This window comes from Streptomyces sp. NPDC041135, from assembly GCF_055592085.1.
Window position 1 is genome coordinate 101,375 of sequence record NZ_JBVIYZ010000016.1, and the last position, 24,351, is coordinate 125,725.

The following is a 24,351-nucleotide window of genomic DNA, read 5'->3' on the forward strand; positions in this document are numbered from 1 at the left end:
CCGTCGTTCGGTGAAACGACCGGGGGCGGTGCGAAGTGCCCGGCGCGCGGGACGGACCCCGCGCAGGGAGCGGCGCGGGGGCTACTGGCCCACTTCCCCGTAGGCGGCGAGCAGCACGGCCGGGTCGGGGCCCTCCAGGACGGTGGGCCTGGCCAGCCCGTCCAGGACGATGAAGCGCAGCAGGTCCCCGCGGGACTTCTTGTCGACCTTCATCGCCTCCAGCAGCTTCGGCCACTGGTCGTAGCGGTAGTGCAGGGGCAGCCCGACCGACTCCAGGACGGTGCGGTGGCGGTCGGCCGTCGCGTCGTCCAGCCGGCCCGCGAGACGGCCGAGTTCGGCGGCGAAGTGCAGGCCCACCGCGACGGCGGCGCCGTGCCGCCAGGTGTAGCGCTCGTTCTTCTCGATGGCGTGGCCCAGCGTGTGGCCGTAGTTGAGGATCTCGCGCCGGCCCGATTCCTTCAGGTCGGCCGAGACGACCTCCGCCTTGACCCGGATCGACCGCTCGATCAGCTCGGCCGTGTGCGGTCCCGCGGGGGTGCGGGCGGCCTCGGGGTCGGACTCGATGAGGTCCAGGATCACCGGGTCGGCGATGAAACCGGCCTTGATGATCTCCGCGAGCCCGGAGACGTAGTCGTTGACGGAGAGCGAGTCCAGCGCGGCCAGGTCGCACAGCACGCCCGCGGGCGGGTGGAAGGAGCCGACCAGGTTCTTGCCCTCGGCGGTGTTGATGCCGGTCTTGCCGCCGACCGCCGCGTCGACCATGGCCAGCACGGTGGTCGGGACGGCGACCCAGCGCACCCCGCGCAGCCAGGTCGCGGCGACGAAGCCGGCCAGGTCGGTGGTGGAGCCGCCGCCCACGCCGACGACGACGTCGGAGCGGGTGAAGCCGGACTGGCCGAGCGCCTTCCAGCAGTAGGCGGCGACCTCGGCGGTCTTGGCCTCCTCGGCGTTGGGCACCTGGATGGCGACGGCCTCGTAGCCCTGCCCGGCCAGGTCGGCGCGGAGCGCGTCCCCGGTCTCGGCCAGCGCCTCCGGGTGGATCACCGCGACGCGCTTGGCCCTGGGTCCGATCAACCCGCCCAGCTCGTCGAGGAGTTGCCGGCCCACCAGCACCTCGTAGGGCTCCTCCCCGGCGCCGCCGACCTGGATCCGGGTGACTGCCTCGCTCATGCTTGCTTCAACTCCAGTGCGTCCAGCGCTGCTTCGGTGACCTCTTCGGGCGTACGGCCGTCGGTGGCCACGACGGCCGTGGCGACCGCCTCGTACAGGTGCCGCCGGGCCTCCATCAGCTCGCGCCACGCCTTGCGCGGGTTGACGGCGAGCAGGGGCCGGGCGACGTTGAGGCCGGTGCGCCGGACGGCCTCCTCGACGTCCATCGACAGGTAGAGCACGCGCTGTCCGGCGAGCAGCGCGCGCGTGTCCTCGTCCAGGATCGCGCCGCCGCCGAGCGCGAGGACGCCCGGGTGGGCGGCGAGGGCCGTGCGCACCGCGCGCTTCTCGATCGCGCGGAAGGCGGCCTCGCCCTCGTCGACGAAGATCTCGGCGATGGTGCGGCCCTCGGCGGCGACGATGTCCTCGTCGGTGTCCCGGTAGGCCACGCCGAGCCGCTCGGCCAGCAGCTGCCCGACGGTGGACTTGCCCACGCCCATCGGGCCGACCAGGACGACCGCAGGCACGGCCGTCACCGGATCGGGAGGGCGTCGAGGTAGGAGCGCACGTTGCGGCGGGTCTCGGGCACGCTGTCGCCGCCGAACTTCTCGGCCACCGCGTCGGCGAGCACCAGCGCCACCATCGCCTCGGCGACGATGCCGGCGGCCGGGACCGCGCAGACGTCGGAGCGCTGGTGGTGGGCCTGGGTGGCCTCGCCGGTGGCGACGTCGACCGTCCGCAGGGCGCGCGGCACGGTCGCGATCGGCTTCATGGCGGCGCGCACCCGCAGCAGCTCGCCGGTGGTCAGGCCGCCCTCGGTGCCGCCGGAGCGGCCGGTGGAGCGCCGGATGCCCTCGGCGGTGCCGACGATCTCGTCGTGGGCCTGGGAACCGGGCACCCGGGCCAGGTCGAAGCCGTCGCCGACCTCGACGCCCTTGATCGCCTGGATGCCCATGAGGGCGGCGGCGAGCCGGGCGTCGAGGCGGCGGTCCCAGTGCACGTGCGAGCCGAGGCCGACCGGCACGCCGTAGGCCAGCACCTCGACGACGCCGCCGAGGGTGTCGCCGTCCTTGTGGGCCTGGTCGATCTCCGCGACCATCGCCTTCGACGCGTCGGCGTCCAGGCAGCGCACCGGGTCGGCGTCCAGCTTCTCGACGTCGGCGGGCGTGGGGTAGACGCCGTAGGGGGCCTTGGCCGCGGCCAGCTCGGTGACGTGCGAGACGATCTCGATCCCGGCCGTCTCCTTCAAGTACGACCGGGCGACCGCGCCGAGCGCGACGCGGGCGGCCGTCTCGCGCGCCGAGGCGCGCTCCAGGATCGGGCGGGCCTCGTCGAAGCCGTACTTCTGCATGCCCGCGAGGTCCGCGTGGCCGGGCCGGGGCCTGGTCAGCGGCGCGTTGCGCGCGAGGCCGGCCAGCACCTCCGGGTCCACCGGGTCGGCGGCCATGACCTGTTCCCACTTGGGCCACTCGGTGTTGCCGACCATGATCGCGACCGGGGAACCGAGGGTCAGCCCGTGCCGGACGCCGCCCAGGAAGGTGACCTCGTCGCGCTCGAACTTCATCCGCGCACCGCGGCCGTAACCGAGCCGCCGCCGCGCCAGGTGGTCCGCCACCATGTCCGTGGTGATCGGCACGCCGGCGGGAAGGCCCTCCAGCGTCGCGACGAGTGCGGGACCGTGGGACTCCCCCGCGGTCAGCCAACGCAGCCTGCTCAACGGTGCTCCTCAGTGCTCGCGCCCTGGTACTGCCCTGTGTACGCGTGTCCTCGCGTACGGCGACGGCGCGACCGGGTGCGCGGCCCCGGCCCGCCACCTCCGATCCTCCCACGCCCGGGACCCTGTCCGGCCGCCGGTCCAGCAGGCGGACGCGGAACGGCGGCTCCGGATGCGGCGGGCGCGGGTGTCAGCGCTCGGCCAGGGCCTTCTCGCCGGCCCGGCGCATGGCCTCCAGGGGGGCGGGGGCGCGGCCGGTCATGCGCTCGACCTGGAGGACGGCCTGGTGCAGCAGCAGGTCGAGGCCGCTGACGACGGCCCCGCCGAACATCGACCAGCGGGCGGCGAGGGCGGTGGGCCAGGGCTCGTACAGCACGTCGAAGAGGGCGGCGGGGCGCTCGGGCACGGCGGCGGCGAGGTCGTCCGTCGTGCCGGCGGGCGTGGTGGCGATCACCAGGGGGGCGCGCAGGGCCCGGCCGGCGTCGGCCCAGTCCGCGGTGCGCACGTCGACCTCGAGCCGCTCGCCCCACCGGCGCATCTCCGCCGCCCGGGCCTCGCTGCGGACGTAGGCGACGACCTCGCCGGTGCAGACGCGGGCCAGGGCGGCGAGGGCGGAGGAGGCGGTGGCGCCGGCGCCGAGGATCGCGGCCGAGTCGACCTGCTCGATGCCGTGCTCGCGCAGCGCGGCGACCATGCCGGGGATGTCGGTGTTGTCGCCGAGGCGGCGGCCGTCGTCGGTGACGACCACCGTGTTGACGGCGTCGACCGAGGCGGCCGTGTCGCTGATCCCGTCCAGCAACGGGATGACCGCCCGCTTCAGCGGCATGGTCAGCGACAGCCCCGCCCACTCCGCTCCCAGCCGCTCCAGGAAGCCGGGCAGGGCGGCCTCGTCGACCTCGAAGCGGTCGTACGTCCAGCCGGTGAGCCCGAGCGCGTCGTAGGCGGCGCGGTGCAGGACCGGGGAGAGGGAGTGGGCGATCGGCGAACCGAGCACGGCGGCCCGGCGGGCGTCAGTTCCCCGAGGTGGCATTGAACTTGTCCTTGAGCTGCTTGAATTCTTCGTAGGTCCGGGCGAATTCGGTGTTGTTCTGACCGTCGGTCGCCACGAAATAGAGCCAGCCGTCGTGCGTCGGATTCACCGCCGCCTTCAGCGCGTCCGCTCCCGGGTTGCCGATGGGGCCGGGCGGGAGACCTTCCCGGGTGTAGGTGTTGTACGGGTCCCGGTTGCTGTTGATCTCGGACTCGCTGATGTGGATGTTGCTCTGGCCCTTCAGGTAATTGAAGGTCGAGTCGAACTGCAGCAGCCGGTTGGTCTCCGTGTTCGTGGGCTTGAGGCGGTTGTAGACCACCTCGGCCATCTTGCGGAAGTCGTCGTGGGTCTTGCCCTCGGCCTGGACGAGGCTGGCGACGGTGATGAGCTGGAACGGACTGTCCAGGTTCATGGCCTTCGCCTGCCCCGCGAGGTCGTAGGCGGCGTACTTCTCCTTGGCCTGGGCGACCATCTGCTTCAGTACCGATTCCGGCTTCATGCCCTTGGCGGCGGGATAGGTGGCCGGGTAGAGGAAGCCCTCCAGCGGGTCCATGACCTTGCCGCTGCTGTGCGCCCAGTCGGGCAGTCCGAAGCTCTTGTATTCCTTCTTGGCGATCTTTCTCGTGGTGCCGGAGCGCAATTTGAGTTTCTTGTCGATCGCCGTGTACACGTCGACCGCGCGCTCGCCCTCGGTGACGACCACGTTGTTCTGGCTCCTGGGGTCGAGCATGAGCTTGACGGCGCTGGCGGCGGACATCTCCTTCTTCATCAGATAGGCGCCCGCCTGAATGGTGCCGCCCTCGGGATTCTGCGTCTGCGCGTGCACGAAGGCGTCGACGCTCTTGACGACCCCGGCCTCCTTCAGGCGCCGGCCGATCTCGTAGCCGCCCGCGCCCTTGGGGATCTCGACCGTGACCGCCTGGGAGGTGCCGTCGCCCGCGAAGTCCGGGGCGACGCCGAAGCGGTTCTGGTAGAACTTGTAGCCGACGTAGCCGACACCGCCCAGGCCGCCGCCGAAGACCAGCAGGACCACCAGGCAGGCGCAGCCGTTGCGGCGTTTCTTGGCGCCCTTGCCGCCCTTGCTCCGCCCGCGCCCGCGAGCCGCCTTCGGGTCGTCCGCGTCGGCGTCGTCATCGTCGTCGTCATCGCCGCCGCCGAAGAAGGCGTGCTCGCCCTGGTCCTCGCCGGGGTCCCAGTCCGTCTCCGGCTCGGCCTGCGGTTCGGGGCCTCTGCGGCCGGGGGGCTGCGGCGGCGGGAAGGCGTCCTCGGTGCCGTAGAAGTCGGGCTGCTCCCCGCCGTACGCCACGGGCTGCTGGCCGTAGGGGTCGCCGGGGTCGGCGGCGTACGGCACGTGCCCGTGGGTGCCGGTCGCGTCCCAGGTGCCCTGGGGGTACTGCTGCTGCTGGACCTGCGCGGCGTACTGCTGCTGGTCGTAGCCCTGCTGGCCGTACTGCTGCGCGTACTGCTGCTCGTCGTACTGCTGCTGGGGTTGCTGCTGCTGGAACTGCTGGTGCTGCTGGTGCTGTCCGTCGGCGTACCGGGGCCGGCCGTGCTCGTCGTAATACGTGTACTGCTGCGGGCCGTACCCGGCGGACTGCTCGTTCCAGTCGCCGTGACTCTGCTGCTCCTGCGGGTGCTGCGGCCGGCCGCCGTGGGCAGACTGCTGCGCCTGCTGCCCTTCCCATCCGCCGTCCCCGTACAACGGGTCCTCCGGATGCCACGGTTCGGAGCCCGGGCTCCGGCCATACTCAGTCATCGATCCCCTAGAGCCGCGAGGCCGGGCGGTCACGCGGCTGCTGGGCCGGTTTCCGCTCCGCCTCTCTCTGTGCGGCGGCTGTTCGAACACCGCCGCATCGCGCGGAACGTTACCGTATCGCGATCAGATGACCACTTCGACGCCCTCGCCGGGTGCATTGCCTGACACCCGTTCGGATTCCAGCGCCTGCTGAAGGATGATGACGGCCGCCGCCTGGTCGATCACCGACCGGCCCTTCTTGGACTTCACTCCCGAGGCGCGCAGTCCCTGAGCGGCCGTGACCGTGGTCATCCGCTCGTCGAGCAGGCGCACCGGCACCGGCGCGATGCCCCGGGCCAGCTCCGCGGCGAAGGCCCGCACCTTGACCGCGGCCGGGCCCTCGCCCCCCTTGAGGGAGCGCGGGAGCCCGACGACGACCTCGATGGGTTCGTACTCCTCGGCCAGCTGCCGCAGCCGGCGGTGCGCCGCGGGCAGGTCCCGGCCGGGGACGGTCTCCACCGGGGTGGCGAGGATCCCGTCGGGGTCGCACGAGGCGACCCCGATCCGGGCGTCCCCGACGTCGATGGCGAGCCGGCGTCCTCTTCTCATCCGCTCGGCCGCTTCCTACGCCGCGGTCTCGGCGACCAGGCGCTCGACCGCTTCCACGGCCTCGCCGACCGCGGCCGGGTTCTGGCCGCCGCCCTGGGCGACGTCGGGCTTGCCGCCACCGCCGCCGCCGAGGGTCTTGGCGGCCGCGCGGACCAGCTCACCGGCCTTCAGTCCGCGCTCGCGTGCGGCCTCGTTGGTGGCGATGACCGTGAGCGGCTTGCCGTTGCTGACCGCGAACAGCGCGACCACGGCGGCGCGTCCGCCCTGGATGCGGCCGCGCACGTCGAGGACCAGCTTGCGCAGGTCGTCGGCGGTCGTGCCGTCCGGGACCCGGCCGGTGACCACGGCGATCCCGCGGACGTCCCGGGCGGACTCGGCGAGACCGGCGGCGGCCTGGAGCACCTTCTCGGCGCGGAACCTCTCGATCTCCTTCTCGGCGTCCTTCAGCTTGCCGAGCATGGCGGAGACCTTCTCCGGAAGCTCCTCCGGGCGGCCCTTGATCAGCTCCTGGAGCTGCGCGACGACCGTGTGCTCACGGGCGAGGAAGTGGTAGGCGTCCACCCCGACGAGCGCCTCGATACGGCGGACACCGGAGCCGATGGAGGACTCGCCGAGCAGCTTCACCAGGCCCAGCTGGGCGGTGTTGTGCACGTGCGTGCCGCCGCACAGCTCCTTGGAGAAGTCGCCGATGGTCACCACGCGGACGCGCTCGCCGTACTTCTCACCGAACTCGGCGATGGCGCCCTGCTTCTTCGCCTCGTCGATGCCCATGACGTCGGCGCGGACGTCGAGGTCGCGGGCGAGCACCTCGTTGATCTTCTGCTCGACGTCCGTCATCACGGCCGTCGGCACGGCGGACGGCGAGCCGAAGTCGAAGCGGAAGCGGCCGGGCTGGTTCTCCGAGCCGGCCTGGGCGGCCGTCGGGCCGAGGGCGTCGCGCAGTGCCTGGTGGGTGAGGTGGGTGGCCGAGTGGGCGCGGGCGATGGCCTTGCGGCGCCGGTGGTCGATGGAGGCCTGGGCCTTGGCGCCGACGGTCACCTCGCCGACCTGGACGACGCCCTTGTGGACGTACACGCCCGGCACCGGCTTCTGGGTGTCGCGGACCTCGATGACGGCGCCGGTGTCGACCTTGATCCGGCCGGTGTCGCCGATCTGGCCGCCGCCCTCCGCGTAGAACGGGGTGCGGTCCAGGACGATCTCGACCTCGTCGCCCTCGGTGGCGGCCGGGGAGGAGGCGCCGTCGACGAGGATGCCCACGATCGTGGACTCGCTCTCGGTGTCGGAGTAGCCGACGAAGTCGGTGGCGCCGGCGCTGTCGGCGATCTCCCGGTAGGCACCCGCGCCGGCGTGCCCGGTCTTCTTGGCCTGGGCGTCGGCCTTGGCGCGCTCCCGCTGCTCCTTCATCAGGCGGCGGAAGCCGTCCTCGTCCACGGACAGCCCCTGCTCGGCGGCCATCTCCAGCGTGAGGTCGATGGGGAAGCCCCAGGTGTCGTGCAGCAGGAAGGCCTTGTCGCCGGCCAGGACCGTGCCGCCGGACTGCTTGGTCTCGGTGACGGCCGTGTCGAGGATGTTGGTGCCGGCCTTCAGCGTCTTGAGGAAGGCGTTCTCCTCGGCGACGGCGACCTTCTCGATGCGCTCGCGGTCGGTGACCAGCTCCGGGTACTGCTGTCCCATCATCGCGATGACGGTGTCGATCAGTTCGCTGACGACCGGGCCGGTGGCCCCGAGCAGCCGCATGTTGCGGATGGCGCGGCGCATGATGCGGCGCAGGACGTAGCCGCGGCCCTCGTTGCCGGGGGTGACGCCGTCGCCGATGAGCATCACGGAGGTGCGCATGTGGTCGGTGACCACGCGCAGCGAGACGTCGGACTCGTGGGCGTCGCCGTAGGAGACACCGGTCAGCTCGGTGGCCTTCTTGATGACGGCCATGGAGGTGTCGATCTCGTACATGTTCTGCACGCCCTGCAGAATCATGGCGAGGCGCTCGAGGCCGAGGCCCGTGTCGATGTTCTTGCTGGGCAGTTCGCCGAGGATCTCGAAGTTGTCCTTGCCGATGCCCTCGCCGCGCTCGTACTGCATGAAGACCAGGTTCCAGATCTCCACGTACCGCTCGTCGTTGACGGCCGGGCCGCCCTCGGCGCCGAACTCGGGGCCGCGGTCGTAGTTGATCTCGGAGCAGGGCCCGCACGGTCCGGGCACGCCCATGGACCAGTAGTTGTCCTTCATGCCGAGGCGCTGGATGCGCTCCTTGGGCACGCCGACGACCTCGTGCCAGATGCGCTCGGCCTCGTCGTCGTCCTTGTAGACGGTGATCCACAGCCGCTCGGGGTCGAGGCCGTAACCGCCCTTGTCCTGGGGGCTGGTGAGCAGCTCCCAGGCGTGCTTGATGGCGCCTTCCTTGAAGTAGTCGCCGAAGGAGAAGTTGCCGCACATCTGGAAGAAGGTGCCGTGGCGGGTGGTCTTGCCGACCTCTTCGATGTCGGGGGTGCGCACGCACTTCTGCACGCTGGTGGCGCGGGCGAAGGGCGGCTTGACCTCACCGAGGAAGTAGGGCTTGAAGGGCACCATGCCGGCCGGGACGAGCAGCAGAGTCGGGTCGTCCGCGATGAGCGACGCCGAAGGGACGACGGTGTGCCCGCGCTCCTCGAAGAAGCTCAGCCAGCGGCGGCGAATCTCGGCCGACTCCATCAGTGGTCCTCATTCCGGTTGTACGGGTTCTTCTTGTCGGTGTCCGTCCGGCGCGCGTCCGGCCGGTGCGCGTCGATCCGGTGCGGGTCCGGGCGGTGCTCGGACGCGGTGCCCTCGATGACGTACGCCCGGGGGCCGGTGCCGTCCTCCAGGGCGGCGTGCCGCCGGGGGGCGGGGAGTTCGGGGTCCTCGCGGATGCCGAGGGCGTCCGTGAGTTCGGCCTCCCGCTGGGCCATGTTGTCGCGGACGTCGAGCGCGAAGCCGACCGCCCGGTCCTTGAGGTGCCGGCCCGTCTCCAGGGCCTTGTTGGCCGCGGTCGCGGCGAGGCTCTCCGGAGTCAGCTGCCTCAGCTTGCGGTTGACCTTGGTGGTGGCCCACACACCGGCGGCGACACCCGAGGTGAACCAGAACGTACGGCGGAACATCGCTAGGTCACAGTCCTTACTTCCGCTTGCCCCGCCGCGCGCCCGGGACCGTCCGGCCCACGATCACCGTACGCCTCGGTGCCTTCGCGGGCACGTCCTCCTTGCGGCCGCCGAGCGCACGGCGCACGCCGTAGCCGAAGGCCGCGACCTTGACCAGCGGGCCGCCGAAGGTGGAGGCGACGGTGGTCGACAGCGCGGAGGCGTTGGAGGTGACCTCCTGGACGTCGGAGGCGATGGCGTCGACCCGGTCGATCTGGGTCTGCGCGGAGCGCACCGCCTGCGAGGCGTCGGCGAGCAGCGGGACGGCCTGGTCGGTCACGTCCGCGACGAGCTTGGTGGTGGCCCGGAGCGTCTGGGCCAGTCTCACCAGTGCCACGGCGAGGAAGGAGACCAGGATCGCCCAGAACACGGCCACCAGGATCCCGGCCACCTCACCACCGGACACTGTGCGCACCCGCTCCCTAGACGTGCGTGAACATCGAAAAAGTCGTGGACCGAGCCTATCGCGCCGGGGATGCGACTCCATACCGGATTGCCGTGGGTGAAGTGCCGGAGTTGGGGGAAGCGATTGTACGGAACGCGCACGCTTCAGTACCCTCCGTGTCCCATGCGAGATCCTCAGCGCACGCGACCCGGTACGGACGGCAATCTCCCCCTGGAACTCACCGCGTTCGTGGGGCGGTCCGCCGAACTCGCCGGGCTGGCCGCCGCGCTGGAGGCGTCCCGGCTGGTGACGGTGACCGGTCCGGGCGGGGTGGGCAAGTCCCGGCTCGCCGCGCGGGCGGCGGCCGCCGCGGCGCCGCGGGACGGGGCCTGGCGGGTGGAGCTGGCCGCGGTGCCGGACGCGGAGTTCACCGACTACGCCGTGGTGGAGGCGCTGGGGCTGACCGACCACACCGCCCGCCCGCCGCGCGAGACGCTGCTGGACCACCTGGCCGGGCGCCGGCTGCTGCTGGTGCTGGACGGCGTCGAGCACCTGGTGGACGCCTGCGCCGCGCTCGTGGCCGACCTGCTGCGCCACCTGCCGGACCTGCGCGTGCTGGCGGTGGGCCGGCGGCCGCTGGGGGTGGCGGGCGAGCGGCTGGTGCCGCTGGCGCCGCTCGGCGAGGACGAGGCGGTGGAGCTGTTCGCGGACCGGGCCGGACAGCTGGGGGCGGCCGTGCGGGACTGCGCGGAGGTACGGGAGCTGTGCCGGCGCCTGGACGGCATCCCGCTGGCCGTCGAGCTGGCCGCGGCCCGGCTGCGGGTGCTGTCCCCCGCGCAGCTGCTCCAGCGGCTCGACGACCGGTTCCGGCTGCTGACCGGCGGCGGCCCGGACGCGCTGCCCCGCCACCGCACGCTGCGCACCGCGATCGGCTGGAGCCACGAGCTGTGCACGCCGCCCGAGCGGCTGCTGTGGGCGCGGCTGTCGGTGTTCGCCCGGACCTTCGACCTGGAGGCCGCCGAGTACGTGTGCAGCGGGGACGGGCTGCCCGCCGGGGACGTGCTGGAGGTGCTGGCCCAGCTGGTGGCGCAGTCGGTGGCCGCCCGCGAGGAGACCCCGGCCGGCCCGCGCTACCGGATGCTGGACACCGTCCGGGCCTACGGCGCCGACTGGCTGGAGGCGACCGGGGACGCGGAGCGGCTGCGGCGGCGCCACCGCGACTGGTACCTGGGGCTCGCCACCTCCTGCGAGCTGGACTGGTTCTCCCCGCGCCAGGGCGAGGTGGCCGTGCGCGTGGAGACGGAGCTGCCGAACCTGCGGGTGGCCCTGGAGCAGTGCCTGACCGATCCCGACGACGCCCATCTGGGGCAGTACCTGGCGGGCGCGCTGTGGTTCTGCTGGGCGGGGTGCGGGCGGCTGTCGGAGGGGCGGCGCTGGCTGGAGCGGAGCGTGGAGCTGCGCTCGCCCTACGAGCAGTCCCGGCTGAAGGCGCTGTGGGTGCTCGGGTACGTGGCGATCCTCCAGGGCGACACGGTGCCGGCGCTGGCCGCGCTGCGGGAGTGCCGGGAGGCGGCGGAGCGGGCCGCCGACCCGGCGGCGGTGGCGTACGCGGAGCACCGCACCGGCTGTCTGGCGCTGGTCACGGACGACATGCCGCGGGCGGAGGCGCTGCTGTGCTCGGCGCTGGAGCGCTACCGGGAGATCGGCGAGCTGAACAGCAACGTGCTGATGGCTCAGGTGGAGCTGGCGATGGCGCGGGCGTTCCAGGGCGATCTGCCGCACGCGGTGCGGCTGTGCGAGGACGTGCGCCGGGTGTGCGAGGACCACGGGGAGCGCTGGGCCAGGTCGTACGCGCTGTACGTACTGGCGTACGCGGCCTGGCGCAACGGGGATCCGGCGGGCGCCCGGGAGCTGCTGACGGACTGCCTCGGTCATGCGCACGCCTTCCACGACCTGCTGGGCTCGGTGCTGTCCATCGAGCTGCTGGCCCTGGTGGCGGTGACGCAGGGCGACGCGGCCGAGGCGGCGGTGCTCCAGGGCGCGGCCGCCCGGCTGTGGCCGTCGGTGGGGCTGCCGCTGTTCGGTTCGGCGTACTACAACGCCCCGCACGAGCTGTGCGAGGCGACGGCGCGCCGGACGCTGGGCGACGGGCGGTACGAGGAGTGCCGGCGGCAGGGGGCGGGGCTGGACCGTCGGGCGGCGGTGGCGCGGGCGCTGGGCCGGCGTCCGGCGCGGCCGCCGGCCGTGCCGCCCGGGCCGTCGGGGCCGGTGCGGCAGGCCCGGACCGGGGCCGGAATGCGCGAACCCGCCGCCTCCCCCACCCGCAAGGGCGGGGAGACGACGGGCTGAGGTGGTACTGCGTCCGGCTGGTGATCAGCGGGCGTAGTACTCGACGACGAGCTGCTCGTCGCAGATCACCGGGATCTCCTTGCGGTTCGGCTCGCGGTCCAGGCGGAAGGCCAGGGCGCGGAGGTTCACCTGGAGGTAGCGCGGGGTCTCGCCGTCGGGGGCGAAGCCACCCTCGCGGGCGACCTGGAAGAGCGTCTTGTCCTTGGAGCGGTCGCGGACCTGGATGACGTCGTCCGGACGCACGCGGAAGGACGGCTTGTCGACCTTCTGACCGTTGACCTGGATGTGGCCGTGGACGACCATCTGGCGGGCCTGGTAGATCGTGCGGGCGATGCCCGAACGCAGGACCAGGGCGTCGAGGCGACGCTCCAGCTCGATGATCAGGGCCTCACCGGTCTTGCCCTGCACCTTGGAGGCACGCTCGTAGGCGCGGACGAGCTGACGCTCGGACACGTCGTACTGCGCGCGCAGACGCTGCTTCTCGAGCAGACGGACCTTGTAGTCCGAGTTCTGCTTGCGGCCGCGGCCGTGCTCGCCGGGCGGGTAGGGGCGGGCCTCGAAGTACTTGACGGCCTTCGGGGTCAGCGCGATGCCGAGGGCACGCGACTTCTTGACCTTGGGGCGGGACTGGTTCGCCATGAACCAAACACCTCGTGTCTCTGATGCGAATACGGCTTCACCAGGGTTAGGGGAGGTCGCATCCGCAGCCGGGGAAACCCTCCTCGTCGTGGACGGGGTGGGCAGCCGCTCCCTGGTCTGGGCACATACGTGCAGCACGCGAGTGGCCCACCGACCGGTCCCCGTCGGTGCGGGATGGTGGTGGGCTGCCCGCGACACCGTTCGACGGTGCGCGACGCTCCTGGAAGTCCTGCCCGCGGGCGGGTCCTCCGGCTGGATGTCCCGTTCTGGTGGTGTCCGGTTCCCCTTACGGGGGCCCGGACACGGGACTCAGCACTTCGCAGCAGTCTACAGGGTGCTCACGACCGCCTGCGACCGAGGTTCTTCCTGGTCCAGTCGACGGCGTCCGCGTAGCGCGCCTCGGCGCCGTGCCGGGTCGGGGTGTAGTACTCGCGGCCGGCGAGGGCGTCGGGGGCGTACTGCTGCGGGGCGATGCCCTCGGGCAGGTCATGCGGGTACACGTACCCCTGGGCGTGGCCGAGCTTGGCGGCGCCCTTGTAGTGCCCGTCGCGCAGGTGCGCGGGCACGGGTCCGGCCAGGCCCTTGCGGACGTCCTCCAGGGCGGCGCCGATCGCGGTCGTCGCGGCGTTGGACTTGGGGGCCAGGGCGAGGGCGATGGTGGTGTGGCTGAGGGTGAGCGCCGCCTCGGGGAAGCCGATCATGGCGACGGCCTGGGCGGCGGCGACCGCGAGGGGCAGCGCGCCCGGGTCGGCGAGGCCGATGTCCTCACTGGCGGAGATCATCAGGCGGCGGGCGATGAACCGGGGGTCCTCGCCGGCCTCGATCATGCGCGCCAGGTAGTGCAGCGCGGCGTCGACGTCGGAGCCGCGGATGGACTTGATGAGGGCGCTGGCGACGTCGTAGTGCTGGTCGCCGTCGCGGTCGTAGGTGACGGCGGCCCGGTCGACCGTCTCCTCCAGGGTCGTCAGGGCGATCTCGGCGTCGCCCTTGTCGAGCGCGGCGCCGGCGGCGGCCTCCAGGGCGGTCAGGGCCCGCCGGGCGTCTCCGCCCGCGATGCGCAGCAGGTGGTCCTCGGTGTCCGCGGGCAGCGCGACGGCGCCGGCCAGGCCCCGCTCGTCGGCGAGCGCCCGCCGCAGCAGGCCGCGCAGGTCGTCGTCGGTGAGGGGTTCGAGGGTGAGCAGCAGGGAGCGGGACAGCAGCGGGGAGATCACCGAGAAGTACGGGTTCTCGGTGGTCGCGGCGATCAACGTCACCCAGCGGTTCTCGACCGCCGGGAGCAGGGAGTCCTGCTGGGCCTTGCTGAAGCGGTGGATCTCGTCGAGGAAGAGGACGGTCTCCTTGCCGAAGCCTCCGCTGGCGCGGCGGGCGCCGTCGATGACCGCGCGGACCTCCTTGACGCCGGCGGTGATCGCCGACAGTTCCACGAACCGCTTGTCGGTGGCCTTGGAGACGACGTACGCCAGCGTGGTCTTGCCGGTGCCGGGCGGCCCCCACAGGATCACCGAGGACGGTCCCGCCGGGCCGCCGGAGCCCTCGCCGACCAGCCGGCGCAGGGGTGAGCCGGGCTTGAGCAGGTGCTGCTGGCCCACCACCTCGTCGAGGGTGCGCGGGCGCATCCGGACCGCCAGGGGGCTGGCGGACGGGTCCTTCTCCTGGCGTTCTTCTGCTGCGGCGGTGAACAGGTCGGGCTCCACCCTGAAACCCTAGAACACGGCACCGACAACGGGGCGGGCGCTCCCGGCCGGGGGCCTCGCGGCCGGGCCGGTCAGCCGGTCCGGTCAGCTGGTCCAGAAGTCCCACCAGCGCGTCATGATCATGACGCCGATGATGCCGATGTGCAGCACCGGCAGCACCCAGGTGAACTCGCCGAAGAAGCCCTTCAGCCAGCGGGGGGCCGGCAGCAGGGCGTTGCGGACGTTGAACGAGGTGACGTACCAGAACATGGTGATCGTCGCGACCCAGGCGAGGCTGCACCACAGGCACAGGGCGCCGATCCGGTACAGCGACTGGAACTGCAGCCAGGTGCAGAACCCGACACCGAAGAGGGTGCCGGCGTTGAAGGTCAGCCAGTACCAGCGCGGGAAGCGGGCGCGGGCCAGCAGGCTGACGCCGACGCAGACGACGATGCCGTAGCAGACCAGGCCGAGCATCGGGTTGGGGAAGCCGAAGGCCGCGGCCTGCTTGCTCTCCATGACGCTGCCGCAGGAGACCACCGGGTTGAGGCTGCACCCGGGGGTGAACGTCGTGCCGGCGACCTTGGCCTCGAGGAGCTTGAACTTGTCGATCGTGATGACCCAGGCGGCCAGCAGACCGGCCGCGCCGGTGATCACCAGCAGCAGGGCGAAGGCGCGGCTGCCGCCCACGCCGTGGGGTGCGTCGGCGGCACGCCCGGGCCCGGGCTCCGCGGAGACGTCCTTGACTGTCGTCTTGCTCATCACGCCGATTCCGTCACTGGAGAGAGTCGGACCATCTTCGGGCACGGTCATTGTGCCGCACACGCGCGCGGGTCCACCGTTCGCTGCGCATAAGGACGTACGCACCGACGGCCCCGGGCGTTCGGTTCCGGCCGCCGATCGGGAGCATGACGGCACACCCGAACGGGGAGGAACCGGCGCCCGCCGGATTGACGCACCCGCTCGCCGCCCGGCCGGGGCCGCGGGACGGCGGCACGCGAAGGCGCCGCGCACCCGGTGGGGTCCGCGGCGCCCGCCGCACGCTCGTGCCGCCTCGGGCTAGCCGAGCCGCGACTCCAGCTCCGCCACGATCTCGTTGACGCCGATCGCCGTCTGCTCGCCGGACTCCATGTCCTTGAGCTGGACGACGCCCTCGGCGAGGTCGCGCTCCCCGAGCACCAGGGCGTAGCGGGCGCCGGAGCGGTTGGCCGCCTTCATGGCCGCCTTCAGCCCCTTGCCGCCGTAGGCGAAGTCGGCCGCGATGCCGACCTTGCGCAACTCGGTGACCTTGGCGAACAGCAGCCGCCGGGCCTCCTCGCCGAGCGGGACGGCGAAGACGCTGGTGGTGGAGGGCAGGGTCAGCTCCACGCCCTCCGCCTCCAGGGCGAGCACCGTGCGGTCGACGCCGAGGGCCCAGCCGACGGACGGCAGGGCGGGCCCGCCGATCATCTCCGACAGCCCGTCGTAGCGGCCGCCGCCGCCCACCGCGGACTGCGAGCCCAGACCGTCGTGCACGAACTCGAACGTGGTCCGGGTGTAGTAGTCCAGGCCGCGCACCAGCTTCGGGTCGTCCTCGAAGGTCACGCCCGCCGCCGTGATCAGCTCGCGGACCTCCTCGTGGTAGGCCTTGCAGGCGTCGCAGAGGTAGTCGCGCAGCAGCGGCGCGTCCGTCAGCTGCTTCTGCACGTCCGCGCGCTTGTCGTCCAGGACGCGCAGGGGGTTGATGTCCGCGCGGCGCAGCGTCTCCTCGTCGAGGTCCAGGCCGCGCAGGAAGTCCTGGAGCGCGGCGCGGTAGACCGGCCGGCACTCCCTGTCGCCGAGCGAGTTCAGCAGGATGCGGAAGTCGCTGAGCCCGAGCGAGCGGTACGCCTGGTCGGCCAGGATGATCAGCTCGGCGTCCAGCGCGGGGTCCTCCGTGCCGATCGCCTCGGCACCCACCTGGGAGAAGTGCCGGTAGCGGCCCTTCTGGGGGCGCTCGTAGCGGTACTGGGAGCCGGAGTACCAGACCTTCACCGGCAGGTTGCCGCTCTTGTGCAGATTGGCCTCCAGCACCGCCCGCAGGACCGGGGCGGTGGTCTCCGGGCGCAGGGCGAGCCGGTCGCCGCCCTTGGTCTCGAAGACGTACATCTCCTTGGTCACGATGTCGGTGGACTCACCGACCCCGCGCGCGAACAGCTCGACGTTCTCGAAGCCGGGCGTCTCGATGTAGCCGTAGCCGGAGGCCCGCAGCGGCGCGGCGATGGCCTCGCGCACCGCCAGGTAGACCGCGGAGTCGGGAGGGAGCAGGTCGTAGGTGCCCTTGGGGGCCTTGAAGGTGCTCACGGAAGGTCTCTCGTCACATTCCTCGTCGGGGAGCGGGGGACGCTCCCTGGCCGGCCGCCACCTGCCGCAGATAGGGGTTGGTGGCGCGCTCCTGGCCGATGGTCGTCTGGGGGCCGTGGCCGGACAGCACCACGGTCGAGTCCTCGAGCGGCAGGCACACCCGGGCCAGCGAGCCGAGCATCTCGGCCATGTCGCCGCCGGGCAGGTCGGTGCGTCCGACGGAGCCGGCGAACAGCAGATCCCCGGAGAAGAACACCGACGGCACGTCGGCGCTCTCGGGCATCCGGAAGGTCACCGACCCCTTGGTATGGCCCGGTGCGTGGGCGACGGAGAACTCCAGGCCCGCGAGGGCGAGGGCCGCGCCGTCGCTCAGCTCCCTGACGTCGTCCGGCTCCCCCACGGTCAGCTCGCCCATCAGCGGCATGCCGATGGACCGGCCGATCGCCTTCTCGGGGTCGCTCATCATGTACCGGTCCGCGGGGTGGATCCAGGCGGGCACGTCGTGCGCGCCGCACACCGGGACGACCGAGGCCACGTGGTCGATGTGGCCGTGGGTCAGGACGACGGCGACGGGCTTGAGCCGATGCTTCCTCAGCGCTTCCTCGACGCCTGGGGCGGCCTGGTGGCCGGGGTCGATGATCACGCACTCCTCACCGGCGGCGGGGGCGACGAGATAACAGTTCGTCCCCCAGGCCCCGGCGGGGAACCCGGCAATGAGCACGATCGTCCTTCGTTGTGTCGAATGTGGCGTCTCGCAGGCGGCTTCCGCCGCGGTCAGAGCCTACCGGCGCTGCCGTTTCCTCAGCGAACCCATATACGGTACGGGGCTACACGCAGCGCTCGGCTCACAGGACGCACGCGTACCGGTCGGCACACGACACGCATGAGGAGAGAACCCGGTGGTCAGCCAGGAGCAGCGGCGGCGTCAGCTCGCCCGGGAGAAGTTCTTGCGGCAGCAGCAGCGGCGCACGGACCTGCGGCGCAAGGCGCGGATGCGCAACGCGGTCATCGCGTCGGTCCTCGGCGTGGTCGTGATCGGCAGCGTCGTGCTGTACACGACCGGGGTGCTGAAGGGCAACGACGACGACAAGGCCGCCGCGGCCGCGAGCCCCACGCCCAGCGCCCCGCCCACCAGCAAGGCGCCGGACCCCTGCGAGAAGGCCGCGGCGGGCTCGGTGAAGAAGCTGAGCTGGAAGAAGGAGCCGGCGACGACGATCGACACGTCGGCGGCGTACACGATGAAGCTGGCGACGACGTGCGGTGACATCGGCATCGCGCTGAAGGCGTCGGCGGCCCCGCACACGGTGAACTCGTTCGACTTCCTCGCGGGCAAGGGCTACTTCGACCACACCAAGTGCCACCGCCTCACCACCAACGGCATCTACGTGCTCCAGTGCGGCGACCCGACGGGCACCGGCAGCGGCGGTCCGGGTTACACCATCCCGGACGAGAACCTGAAGGACAAAAGCCTCAAGAGCAACACGTATCCGGCGGGTACGGTGGCCATGGCCAACACCGGCCAGAAGCACACCGGCGGCAGCCAGTTCTTCCTCGTCTACCAGGACAGCCAGCTGCCGCCGAGCTACACGCCGTTCGGCACCGTCGACGCGGCGGGCATGAAGGTGCTGAAGAAGATCGCCGCCGCGGGCGAGAGCACCGGGCAGGGCGACGGGGCACCGAACGCGACGGTGGTGATCAACAAGGCGACGGTCACCAAGTCCTGACGCGGCGAGCGGGGCGCGCCGGGCGGCCAATTTCGGTCGCGCTGGATGCGGACAGGCAACCCGCTGGTCGCCTATGTTGGCCGTGACGAAACTGTGGACGATGCCGGGGGCGCTGAGACCCCCGCCGGCATCATGTGGAGGAGGCGCTGTGAGCAGCGACCCGTGGGGCCGCGTCGACGAGACGGGGACCGTGTACGTGCGTACGGCCGACGGCGAGCAGGTCGTCGGTTCCTGGCAGGCCGGCTCCCCTGAGGAGGCGCTGGCCTACTTCGAGCGCAAGTACGAGGGACTGGTGGTCGAGATCGGCCTCCTCGAGAAGCGTGTGCGGACCACCGACCTGTCGGCGAAGGACGCCCAGGCCGCCATCGGCCACCTGCGCGAGCAGGTCGACGCGCACCACGCGGTCGGTGACCTGGAAGCGCTGCGGGGCCGGCTGGACAAGCTCGTGGAGACGGTCGAGGCGCGCCGCGAGGAGCGCAAGGCGCAGCGGGCCAAGCAGTCCGACGAGGCCCGGCACGCCAAGGAGGCGCTGGTCGCGGAGGCGGAGGAGCTGGCCCGGTCCGACCAGTGGCGGGCCGCCGGTGAGCGGCTGCGGGCGCTGGTGGACACCTGGAAGGGTCTGCCGCGGCTGGACCGCAAGTCCGACGACGAGCTGTGGCACCGGTTCTCGCACGCCCGGTCGGCGTTCTCCAAGCGCCGCAAGGGGCACTTCGCGCAGCTCGACGCGCAGCGCGAGGACGCCCGCAAGATCAAGGAGCGGCTGGTCGCCGAGGCCGAGTCGCTGTCCGGTTCGACGGACTGGGGTCCCACGGCGGCCCGCTACCGCGAGCTGATGGCGGAGTGGAAGGCCGCGGGCCGGGCCCAGCGCGAGCACGAGGACGACCTGTGGAACCGCTTCCGCGGCGCCCAGGACGTGTTCTTCGCCGCCCGCAGCTCGGTCTTCGCCGAGCGGGACGCGGAGCAGTCGGAGAACCTCAAGCTGAAGGAGGAGCTGGCCGAGGAGGCCGAGAAGCTCCTGCCGATCACCGACCTGAAGGCGGCCCGGGCCGCCTTCCGCTCGATCAACGAGCGCTGGGAGGCCATCGGGCACGTGCCGCGCGACGCGCGTCCGAAGGTCGAGGGCCGGATGCACGCGGTCGACCGGGCCATCCAGGAGGCCGAGGAGACGGAGTGGCGCCGGACGAACCCGGAGGCACGCGCGCGTGCCGAGGGTCTGACCGGTCAGCTCCAGGCGGCCGTGGACAAGCTGCGGGGCCAGATCGAGCAGGCCCGCGCCCAGGGCAACACGTCCCGGGCCGACAAGCTCGAGCGGGAGCTGGAGGGCCGTCAGGCACTCCTGGACCAGGCTCTGAAGGGCCTCCAGGAGTTCGGCGGCTAGTTCTCCGTCCGACACGCGAAGGGCCCCGTACGCGCCGTACGGGGCCCTCTCGCGTGTCTCGGTGCCGCGCGCTACGACCTGCTGCGCGCCGAGGTGACGCGGTAGACGTCGTAGACGCCCTCCACGCCCCGTACCGCCTTCAGGACGTGGCCGAGGTGCTTGGGGTCGCCCATCTCGAAGGTGAAGCGGGAGGTGGCCACCCGGTCCCGGGACGTCTGGACGGCCGCCGAGAGGATGTTGACGTGCTGGTCGGACAGGACCCGGGTGACGTCCGACAGCAGCCGGGAGCGGTCCAGCGCCTCGACCTGGATGGCGACGAGGAATACCGAGGACTGGGTGGGCGCCCACTCGACGTCGAGGATGCGCTCCGGCTCGCGGGACAGCGAGTCCACGTTGACGCAGTCGCTGCGGTGCACCGACACGCCGCTGCCCCGGGTGACGAACCCGATGATCGGGTCGCCGGGCACGGGCGTGCAGCAGCGGGCCAGTTTGACCCACACGTCGTCGACGCCCTTGACGACCACGCCGGGGTCGGCGCTGGAGCGGCGCTTGCGGCCGCGGCCGCGCGACGGCGGCACGCTCTCGTCGATCTCCTCGGTGGCCGCCTCCTCGCCGCCGAGCGCCTGCACCAGCTTCTGCACGACGTTCTGCGCGGAGACGTGCCCCTCGCCTATCGCGGCGTACAGCGCGGAGATGTCGGGGTAGCGCATCTCGTGGGCGAGGGTGACGAGCGAGTCGCCGGTGAGGATGCGCTGGATCGGCAGGTTCTGCTTGCGCATGGCCCGGACGATGGCGTCCTTGCCGTGCTCGATCGCCTCGTCGCGGCGCTCCTTGGAGAACCAGGCCCTGATCTTGTTGCGCGCCCGCGGTGACTTGACGAAGCCCAGCCAGTCCCGGGAGGGGCCGGCGCCGGGCGCCTTGGAGGTGAAGACCTCCACCAGGTCGCCGTTGTCCAGGGTGGACTCCAGCGGCACCAGGCGGCCGTTGACCCGTGCTCCTATGGTGCGGTAGCCGACCTCGGTGTGGACGGCGAACGCGAAGTCCACCGGGGTGGAACCCGCCGGGAGCGCTATGACGTCGCCCTTGGGCGTGAAGACGAAGACCTCGTTGCGGGAGAGGTCGAAGCGCAGGGACTCCAGGAACTCGCTGGGGTCCTCGGTCTCCTTCTGCCAGTCCAGCAGCTGGCGCAGCCACGCCATGTCGTTGAGGTGGTCGTCCTTCTTGCCGGCCTTCGGTACGTCGGTGCGGACCTTGGAGGCGCCGGCCACCGCCTCCTGCTTGTACTTCCAGTGCGCGGCGATGCCGTACTCGGCGCGGCGGTGCATGTCGAACGTGCGGATCTGCAGCTCGACGGGCTTGCCGTTGGGTCCGATGACCGTCGTGTGCAGCGACTGGTACATGTTGAACTTGGGCATCGCGATGTAGTCCTTGAACCGGCCGGGGACCGGGTTCCATCGCGCGTGCACGGTGCCGAGGGCGGCGTAGCAGTCGCGGACCGTGTCCACGAGCACGCGGATGCCCACCAGGTCGTAGATCTCCGCGAAGTCGCGGCCGCGGACGATCATCTTCTGGTAGACGCTGTAGTAGTGCTTCGGGCGGCCGGTGACGGTCGCCTTGATGCGAGCGGCGCGCAGGTCGGTCTGGACCTCGTCGGTCACTATGGCCAGGTACTCGTCGCGCTTGGGCGCCCGCTCGGCGACGAGCCGCACGATCTCGTCGTACATCTTGGGGTAGAGGATCGCGAACGCGAGGTCCTCCAGCTCCCACTTGATGGTGTTCATGCCGAGGCGGTGGGCGAGCGGCGCGTAGATCTCCAGCGTCTCGCGCGCCTTCTTCTCCTGCTTCTCGCGCTTGAGGTAGCGCATGGTGCGCATGTTGTGCAGGCGGTCGGCGAGCTTGATGACCAGGACGCGCGGGTCCTTGGCCATGGCGACGACCATCTTGCGCACGGTCTCGGCCTGCGCGGCCTCGCCGAACTTGACCTTGTCCAGCTTGGTGACGCCGTCGACCAGCAGGGCGACGGTGTCGCCGAAGTCGCGGCGCAGCTGGTCCAGGCCGTACTCGGTGTCCTCGACGGTGTCGTGCAGCAGCCCGGCCATCAGGGTGGCCGGGTCCATGCCCAGCTCGGCGAGGATGGTGGTGACGGCCAGCGGATGCGTGATGTACGGGTCGCCGCTCTTGCGCTTCTGCCCGCGGTGCCAGCGCTCGGCGACCTGGTAGGCGCGCTCGATCTGGCGCAGGGTCGCGTTCTCGGTCTTGGGGTCGTTGCTGCGCACTATCCGCAGCAGCGGCTCCAGGACCGGGTTGTAGGGGTTGGCGCGCTGGACGCCGAGGCGGGCGAGGCGGGCGCGCACGCGGTTGGAGGAGCCGGTGCGGGCGGCGGGGGCGGCCGCGGGGCGCACGACGGGGGGCTGCGCCGGGGTCTGCGCGGGGCGCTCGGCCGGGGCGGGCTTGGGGCGCGACTGGTCGGCCGACTTGTCCACGGGCGCGGACTGGGCGTGCTCCACCGGCCCGCGGTCGTTCGTCGCGTGGGGTGCGCGCGGCGCGGGTTTGGCCGCGGGCGTCGAGCCGGGCTCGGGCTTGGCGGCGGTCAGTGGCTGGGCCTCGTCTGGCAAGAGGACTCCTCGTGCACGATCCGGGTCCCCCGGTCAGGCTCCGGAGACCCCATGGTAGCGATCCTGGGCTTCGGCATCGCCTCCAGGCGGACCCGCGGACCGGCCGCCGGACTCCGGGAGGCGTCGGGGCCGTGCAGCGGGGCGTACACCCCCATGATGCGCCCGGGGGCACCGCGGCCGGAAACGGGCGGAGGCCGCCCCGGGGAATCCGGGGCGGCCTCGCGCTCAGACCAGCAGGAGCGCCTCCAGCGGCGCGCCCTCCAGCGCGGCCTCCAGACGGGCGCGGCCGTCCAGGAAGCCCAGCTCCATCAGGACCGCGACCCCGGCGACCTGCGCGCCCGCGCGCCGGATCAGCTGGATCGCGGCCTCGGCGGTGCCGCCGGTGGCGAGGACGTCGTCGACGATCAGGATACGGTCGCCGGACGCCACGTCCTCCGCGTGCACCTCGATCTCCGCCGAGCCGTACTCCAGGTCGTAGCCCTGGCGCAGGGTGGCCCCGGGCAGCTTGCCCGCCTTGCGGACGGGGATGAAGCCGAGCCCGGCCCGGACCGCGACCGGGGCGCCGAGGATGAAGCCCCGGGCCTCCAGGCCGACGATCCGGGTGGCGCCGGTGCGCTCGGCGATCTCGGTGAGCGCGTCGGTGAGGGCCGTGAAGGCCGCCGGGTCCGCCAGCAGCGGGGTGATGTCCTTGAACATCACTCCCGGCTCCGGGTAGTCGGCGACGTCCCGGATCCGGGAGAGCAGCAACTCCTGGACGCCGGTCATCGGCGCTTCCCCGAGGGCCGGCCGCGGCCCCGGACGCGGGACGCGGGCTGGTTGCGCGGCCCGACCACGGCGGGCGCGGCGTCCTCGCCGTCGGCCTCGTCGTCGGCGGCGGACCGGGACACGGCCGGCGACTCCTCGGCGGAGGTCTGCGCCCGCTTGGCCATGACCCGCCTGCGCAGGGCCTTCATCTGCGGCTCGCGCTCCTTGAGGTCGGCGACGAGCGGCGTGGCGATGAAGATCGACGAGTACGCACCGGCCGCGAGGCCGACGAACAGCGACAGCGAGATGTCGTTGAGCGTGCCCGCGCCGAGGAAGCCGCCGCCGATGAACAGCAGGCCCGCCACCGGCAGCAGCGCGACCACCGTGGTGTTGATGGAGCGGACCAGGGTGCCGTTGATCGAGCGGTTGGCGATGTCGGAGTACGTCCAGCGGGTCTGCCTGGTGATGTCCCTGGTCTGCTCCTTGAGGCTGTCGAAGACGACGACCGTGTCGTAGAGCGAGTAACCGAGGATGGTCAGCAGACCGATGACCGTACCGGGCGTGACCTCGAAACCGACCAGGGCGTAGATACCGGTCGTGATGGTGATGTCGTGGATCAGCGCGACCAGGGCCGCGACCGCCATGCGCCACTCGAAGGCGATCGCCAGGTAGATCACGACGAGCACCATGAAGATCGCCAGGCCCTCCCAGGCCTTGTTGGCGATCTGCTCTCCCCAGCTCGGTCCGACCAGGTCGGCCGCGAGCTTCTCCGGGTCGAGATTCAGGTCCTTGGCCAGCGTCTGCTTGATCTGGTCGGACTTGTCGGTCTCGATGCCGGCGATCTGGATGCGCATGCTGCCGTTGCCGAGCTTCTGGACGATCGCCTCGTGGCCGGAGGCCTCCCGGGCGAAGTCCTCCGCCGCGGCGACGGAGGTGCTCATGCCCTTCGGCGTGGTGAAGACCGCGCCGCCCTGGAACTCGATGCCCATGTTCAGGCCGCGCACCGCCAGGCCGAGGATGGCCGTGATGGTGATCAGGATGGAGACGCCGTACCAGATCTTGCGGTGGCCGACGAAGTCGTAGCTGATCTCGCCACGGTGCAGCCGGGCGCCGATGTTACCGAGTTTCGACAT

20 protein-coding genes are annotated in these 24,351 nt (G+C 71.9%); 3 read left to right on the top strand and 17 right to left on the bottom strand.

Going from position 1 to position 24,351, the window contains the following annotated elements; genetic code table 11:
• Positions 1–81: 81 nt before the first annotated feature.
• The 9 genes from aroB to ACZ6CZ_RS28700 form a co-directional block, all read right to left on the bottom strand.
• On the bottom strand, positions 82–1,170 hold the full coding sequence (gene aroB, locus ACZ6CZ_RS28660) for a 3-dehydroquinate synthase (protein ID WP_469026830.1): 1,089 nt from the start codon (positions 1,168–1,170) through the stop codon (positions 82–84).
• The gene (locus tag ACZ6CZ_RS28665) at positions 1,167–1,649 is read right to left on the bottom strand and encodes a shikimate kinase (protein WP_469026893.1); all 483 of its coding nucleotides are present in this window, start codon (positions 1,647–1,649) and stop codon (positions 1,167–1,169) included. The genes aroB and ACZ6CZ_RS28665 overlap by 4 nt, the downstream gene beginning before the upstream one ends.
• A gap of 32 nt (positions 1,650–1,681) precedes the next feature.
• Entirely contained in the window at positions 1,682–2,866 is a 1,185-nt protein-coding gene (aroC, locus tag ACZ6CZ_RS28670) for a chorismate synthase (RefSeq protein WP_469026833.1), read from the bottom strand.
• 187 nt (positions 2,867–3,053) lie between these two features.
• Positions 3,054–3,893, bottom strand: a complete 840-nt coding sequence (locus ACZ6CZ_RS28675) for a shikimate dehydrogenase (RefSeq protein ID WP_469026836.1) — start codon at positions 3,891–3,893, stop codon at positions 3,054–3,056.
• Positions 3,874–5,649, bottom strand: a complete 1,776-nt coding sequence (gene mltG, locus ACZ6CZ_RS28680; RefSeq protein ID WP_469026838.1) for an endolytic transglycosylase MltG — start codon at positions 5,647–5,649, stop codon at positions 3,874–3,876. The genes ACZ6CZ_RS28675 and mltG overlap by 20 nt, the downstream gene beginning before the upstream one ends.
• Positions 5,650–5,772: 123 nt before the next feature.
• Positions 5,773–6,237 carry a Holliday junction resolvase RuvX gene (ruvX, locus tag ACZ6CZ_RS28685; RefSeq protein ID WP_469026840.1) on the bottom strand — a complete coding sequence of 155 codons (465 nt, stop codon included), beginning with the start codon at positions 6,235–6,237 and terminating at the stop codon, positions 5,773–5,775.
• Between the two features lie 15 nt (positions 6,238–6,252).
• Positions 6,253–8,925 carry an alanine--tRNA ligase gene (gene alaS / locus ACZ6CZ_RS28690; protein ID WP_469026843.1) on the bottom strand — a complete coding sequence of 891 codons (2,673 nt, stop codon included), beginning with the start codon at positions 8,923–8,925 and terminating at the stop codon, positions 6,253–6,255.
• Positions 8,925–9,350 (bottom strand): hypothetical protein, encoded by a 426-nt coding sequence (locus tag ACZ6CZ_RS28695; protein WP_469026845.1) that lies wholly within the window; start codon positions 9,348–9,350, stop codon positions 8,925–8,927. The genes alaS and ACZ6CZ_RS28695 overlap by 1 nt, the downstream gene beginning before the upstream one ends.
• A gap of 16 nt (positions 9,351–9,366) precedes the next feature.
• On the bottom strand, positions 9,367–9,795 hold the full coding sequence (locus ACZ6CZ_RS28700) for a DUF948 domain-containing protein (protein WP_469026895.1): 429 nt from the start codon (positions 9,793–9,795) through the stop codon (positions 9,367–9,369).
• 162 nt (positions 9,796–9,957) lie between these two features.
• On the opposite strand from ACZ6CZ_RS28700, the gene ACZ6CZ_RS28705 reads away from it, so the two are divergent.
• Positions 9,958–12,123: an ATP-binding protein gene (locus ACZ6CZ_RS28705; protein ID WP_469026848.1), complete on the top strand. Its 2,166-nt coding sequence runs from the start codon at positions 9,958–9,960 to the stop codon at positions 12,121–12,123.
• 24 nt (positions 12,124–12,147) lie between these two features.
• Here the strand turns inward: ACZ6CZ_RS28705 and rpsD are convergent, their stop codons facing one another.
• The 5 genes from rpsD to ACZ6CZ_RS28730 all read right to left on the bottom strand — a co-directional run bounded on the left by rpsD (position 12,148) and on the right by ACZ6CZ_RS28730 (position 17,478).
• Positions 12,148–12,762 carry a 30S ribosomal protein S4 gene (gene rpsD, locus ACZ6CZ_RS28710; RefSeq protein WP_469026850.1) on the bottom strand — a complete coding sequence of 205 codons (615 nt, stop codon included), beginning with the start codon at positions 12,760–12,762 and terminating at the stop codon, positions 12,148–12,150.
• A gap of 338 nt (positions 12,763–13,100) precedes the next feature.
• Positions 13,101–14,456 carry a replication-associated recombination protein A gene (locus ACZ6CZ_RS28715; protein WP_469026852.1) on the bottom strand — a complete coding sequence of 452 codons (1,356 nt, stop codon included), beginning with the start codon at positions 14,454–14,456 and terminating at the stop codon, positions 13,101–13,103.
• Positions 14,457–14,540: 84 nt separating this feature from the next.
• Positions 14,541–15,197: a vitamin K epoxide reductase family protein gene (locus ACZ6CZ_RS28720; RefSeq protein ID WP_469026854.1), complete on the bottom strand. Its 657-nt coding sequence runs from the start codon at positions 15,195–15,197 to the stop codon at positions 14,541–14,543.
• Positions 15,198–15,494: 297 nt separating this feature from the next.
• The gene (hisS, locus tag ACZ6CZ_RS28725; protein ID WP_469026856.1) at positions 15,495–16,757 is read right to left on the bottom strand and encodes a histidine--tRNA ligase; all 1,263 of its coding nucleotides are present in this window, start codon (positions 16,755–16,757) and stop codon (positions 15,495–15,497) included.
• Between the two features lie 13 nt (positions 16,758–16,770).
• The gene (locus ACZ6CZ_RS28730; RefSeq protein ID WP_469026858.1) at positions 16,771–17,478 is read right to left on the bottom strand and encodes an MBL fold metallo-hydrolase; all 708 of its coding nucleotides are present in this window, start codon (positions 17,476–17,478) and stop codon (positions 16,771–16,773) included.
• A 178-nt stretch (positions 17,479–17,656) separates the two neighbouring features.
• Between ACZ6CZ_RS28730 and ACZ6CZ_RS28735 the strand changes: the two genes are divergently transcribed.
• Positions 17,657–18,481 carry a peptidylprolyl isomerase gene (locus ACZ6CZ_RS28735; RefSeq protein WP_469026861.1) on the top strand — a complete coding sequence of 275 codons (825 nt, stop codon included), beginning with the start codon at positions 17,657–17,659 and terminating at the stop codon, positions 18,479–18,481.
• A 148-nt stretch (positions 18,482–18,629) separates the two neighbouring features.
• Positions 18,630–19,859: a DUF349 domain-containing protein gene (locus tag ACZ6CZ_RS28740; RefSeq protein WP_469026863.1), complete on the top strand. Its 1,230-nt coding sequence runs from the start codon at positions 18,630–18,632 to the stop codon at positions 19,857–19,859.
• Positions 19,860–19,930: 71 nt separating this feature from the next.
• On the opposite strand, the gene ACZ6CZ_RS28745 is transcribed toward ACZ6CZ_RS28740, so the two are convergent.
• The 3 genes from ACZ6CZ_RS28745 to secF form a co-directional block, all read right to left on the bottom strand.
• Complete coding sequence (locus ACZ6CZ_RS28745; protein WP_469026865.1) at positions 19,931–22,474, bottom strand: RelA/SpoT family protein; 2,544 nt, start codon at positions 22,472–22,474, stop codon at positions 19,931–19,933.
• Between the two features lie 225 nt (positions 22,475–22,699).
• The gene (locus ACZ6CZ_RS28750) at positions 22,700–23,239 is read right to left on the bottom strand and encodes an adenine phosphoribosyltransferase (protein ID WP_469026868.1); all 540 of its coding nucleotides are present in this window, start codon (positions 23,237–23,239) and stop codon (positions 22,700–22,702) included.
• Positions 23,236–24,351: a protein translocase subunit SecF gene (gene secF / locus ACZ6CZ_RS28755; protein ID WP_469026871.1), complete on the bottom strand. Its 1,116-nt coding sequence runs from the start codon at positions 24,349–24,351 to the stop codon at positions 23,236–23,238. Before secF ends, ACZ6CZ_RS28750 begins: the two co-directional genes overlap by 4 nt.

What these genes read in the sequence shown, in the direction of transcription:
- aroB (WP_469026830.1), bottom strand. Translation starts at nt 1,170, where the DNA reads ATGAGCGAGGCAGTCACCCGGATCCAGGTCGGCGGCGCCGGGGAGGAG.
- ACZ6CZ_RS28665 (WP_469026893.1), bottom strand. Translation starts at nt 1,649, where the DNA reads ATGGGCGTGGGCAAGTCCACCGTCGGGCAGCTGCTGGCCGAGCGGCTC.
- ACZ6CZ_RS28675 (WP_469026836.1), bottom strand. Translation starts at nt 3,893, where the DNA reads ATGCCACCTCGGGGAACTGACGCCCGCCGGGCCGCCGTGCTCGGTTCG.
- mltG (WP_469026838.1), bottom strand. Translation starts at nt 5,649, where the DNA reads ATGACTGAGTATGGCCGGAGCCCGGGCTCCGAACCGTGGCATCCGGAG.
- ruvX (WP_469026840.1), bottom strand. Translation starts at nt 6,237, where the DNA reads ATGAGAAGAGGACGCCGGCTCGCCATCGACGTCGGGGACGCCCGGATC.
- alaS (WP_469026843.1), bottom strand. Translation starts at nt 8,925, where the DNA reads ATGGAGTCGGCCGAGATTCGCCGCCGCTGGCTGAGCTTCTTCGAGGAG.
- ACZ6CZ_RS28695 (WP_469026845.1), bottom strand. Translation starts at nt 9,350, where the DNA reads ATGTTCCGCCGTACGTTCTGGTTCACCTCGGGTGTCGCCGCCGGTGTG.
- ACZ6CZ_RS28705 (WP_469026848.1), top strand. Translation starts at nt 9,958, where the DNA reads ATGCGAGATCCTCAGCGCACGCGACCCGGTACGGACGGCAATCTCCCC.
- rpsD (WP_469026850.1), bottom strand. Translation starts at nt 12,762, where the DNA reads ATGGCGAACCAGTCCCGCCCCAAGGTCAAGAAGTCGCGTGCCCTCGGC.
- ACZ6CZ_RS28720 (WP_469026854.1), bottom strand. Translation starts at nt 15,197, where the DNA reads ATGAGCAAGACGACAGTCAAGGACGTCTCCGCGGAGCCCGGGCCCGGG.
- ACZ6CZ_RS28750 (WP_469026868.1), bottom strand. Translation starts at nt 23,239, where the DNA reads ATGACCGGCGTCCAGGAGTTGCTGCTCTCCCGGATCCGGGACGTCGCC.
- secF (WP_469026871.1), bottom strand. Translation starts at nt 24,351, where the DNA reads ATGTCGAAACTCGGTAACATCGGCGCCCGGCTGCACCGTGGCGAGATC.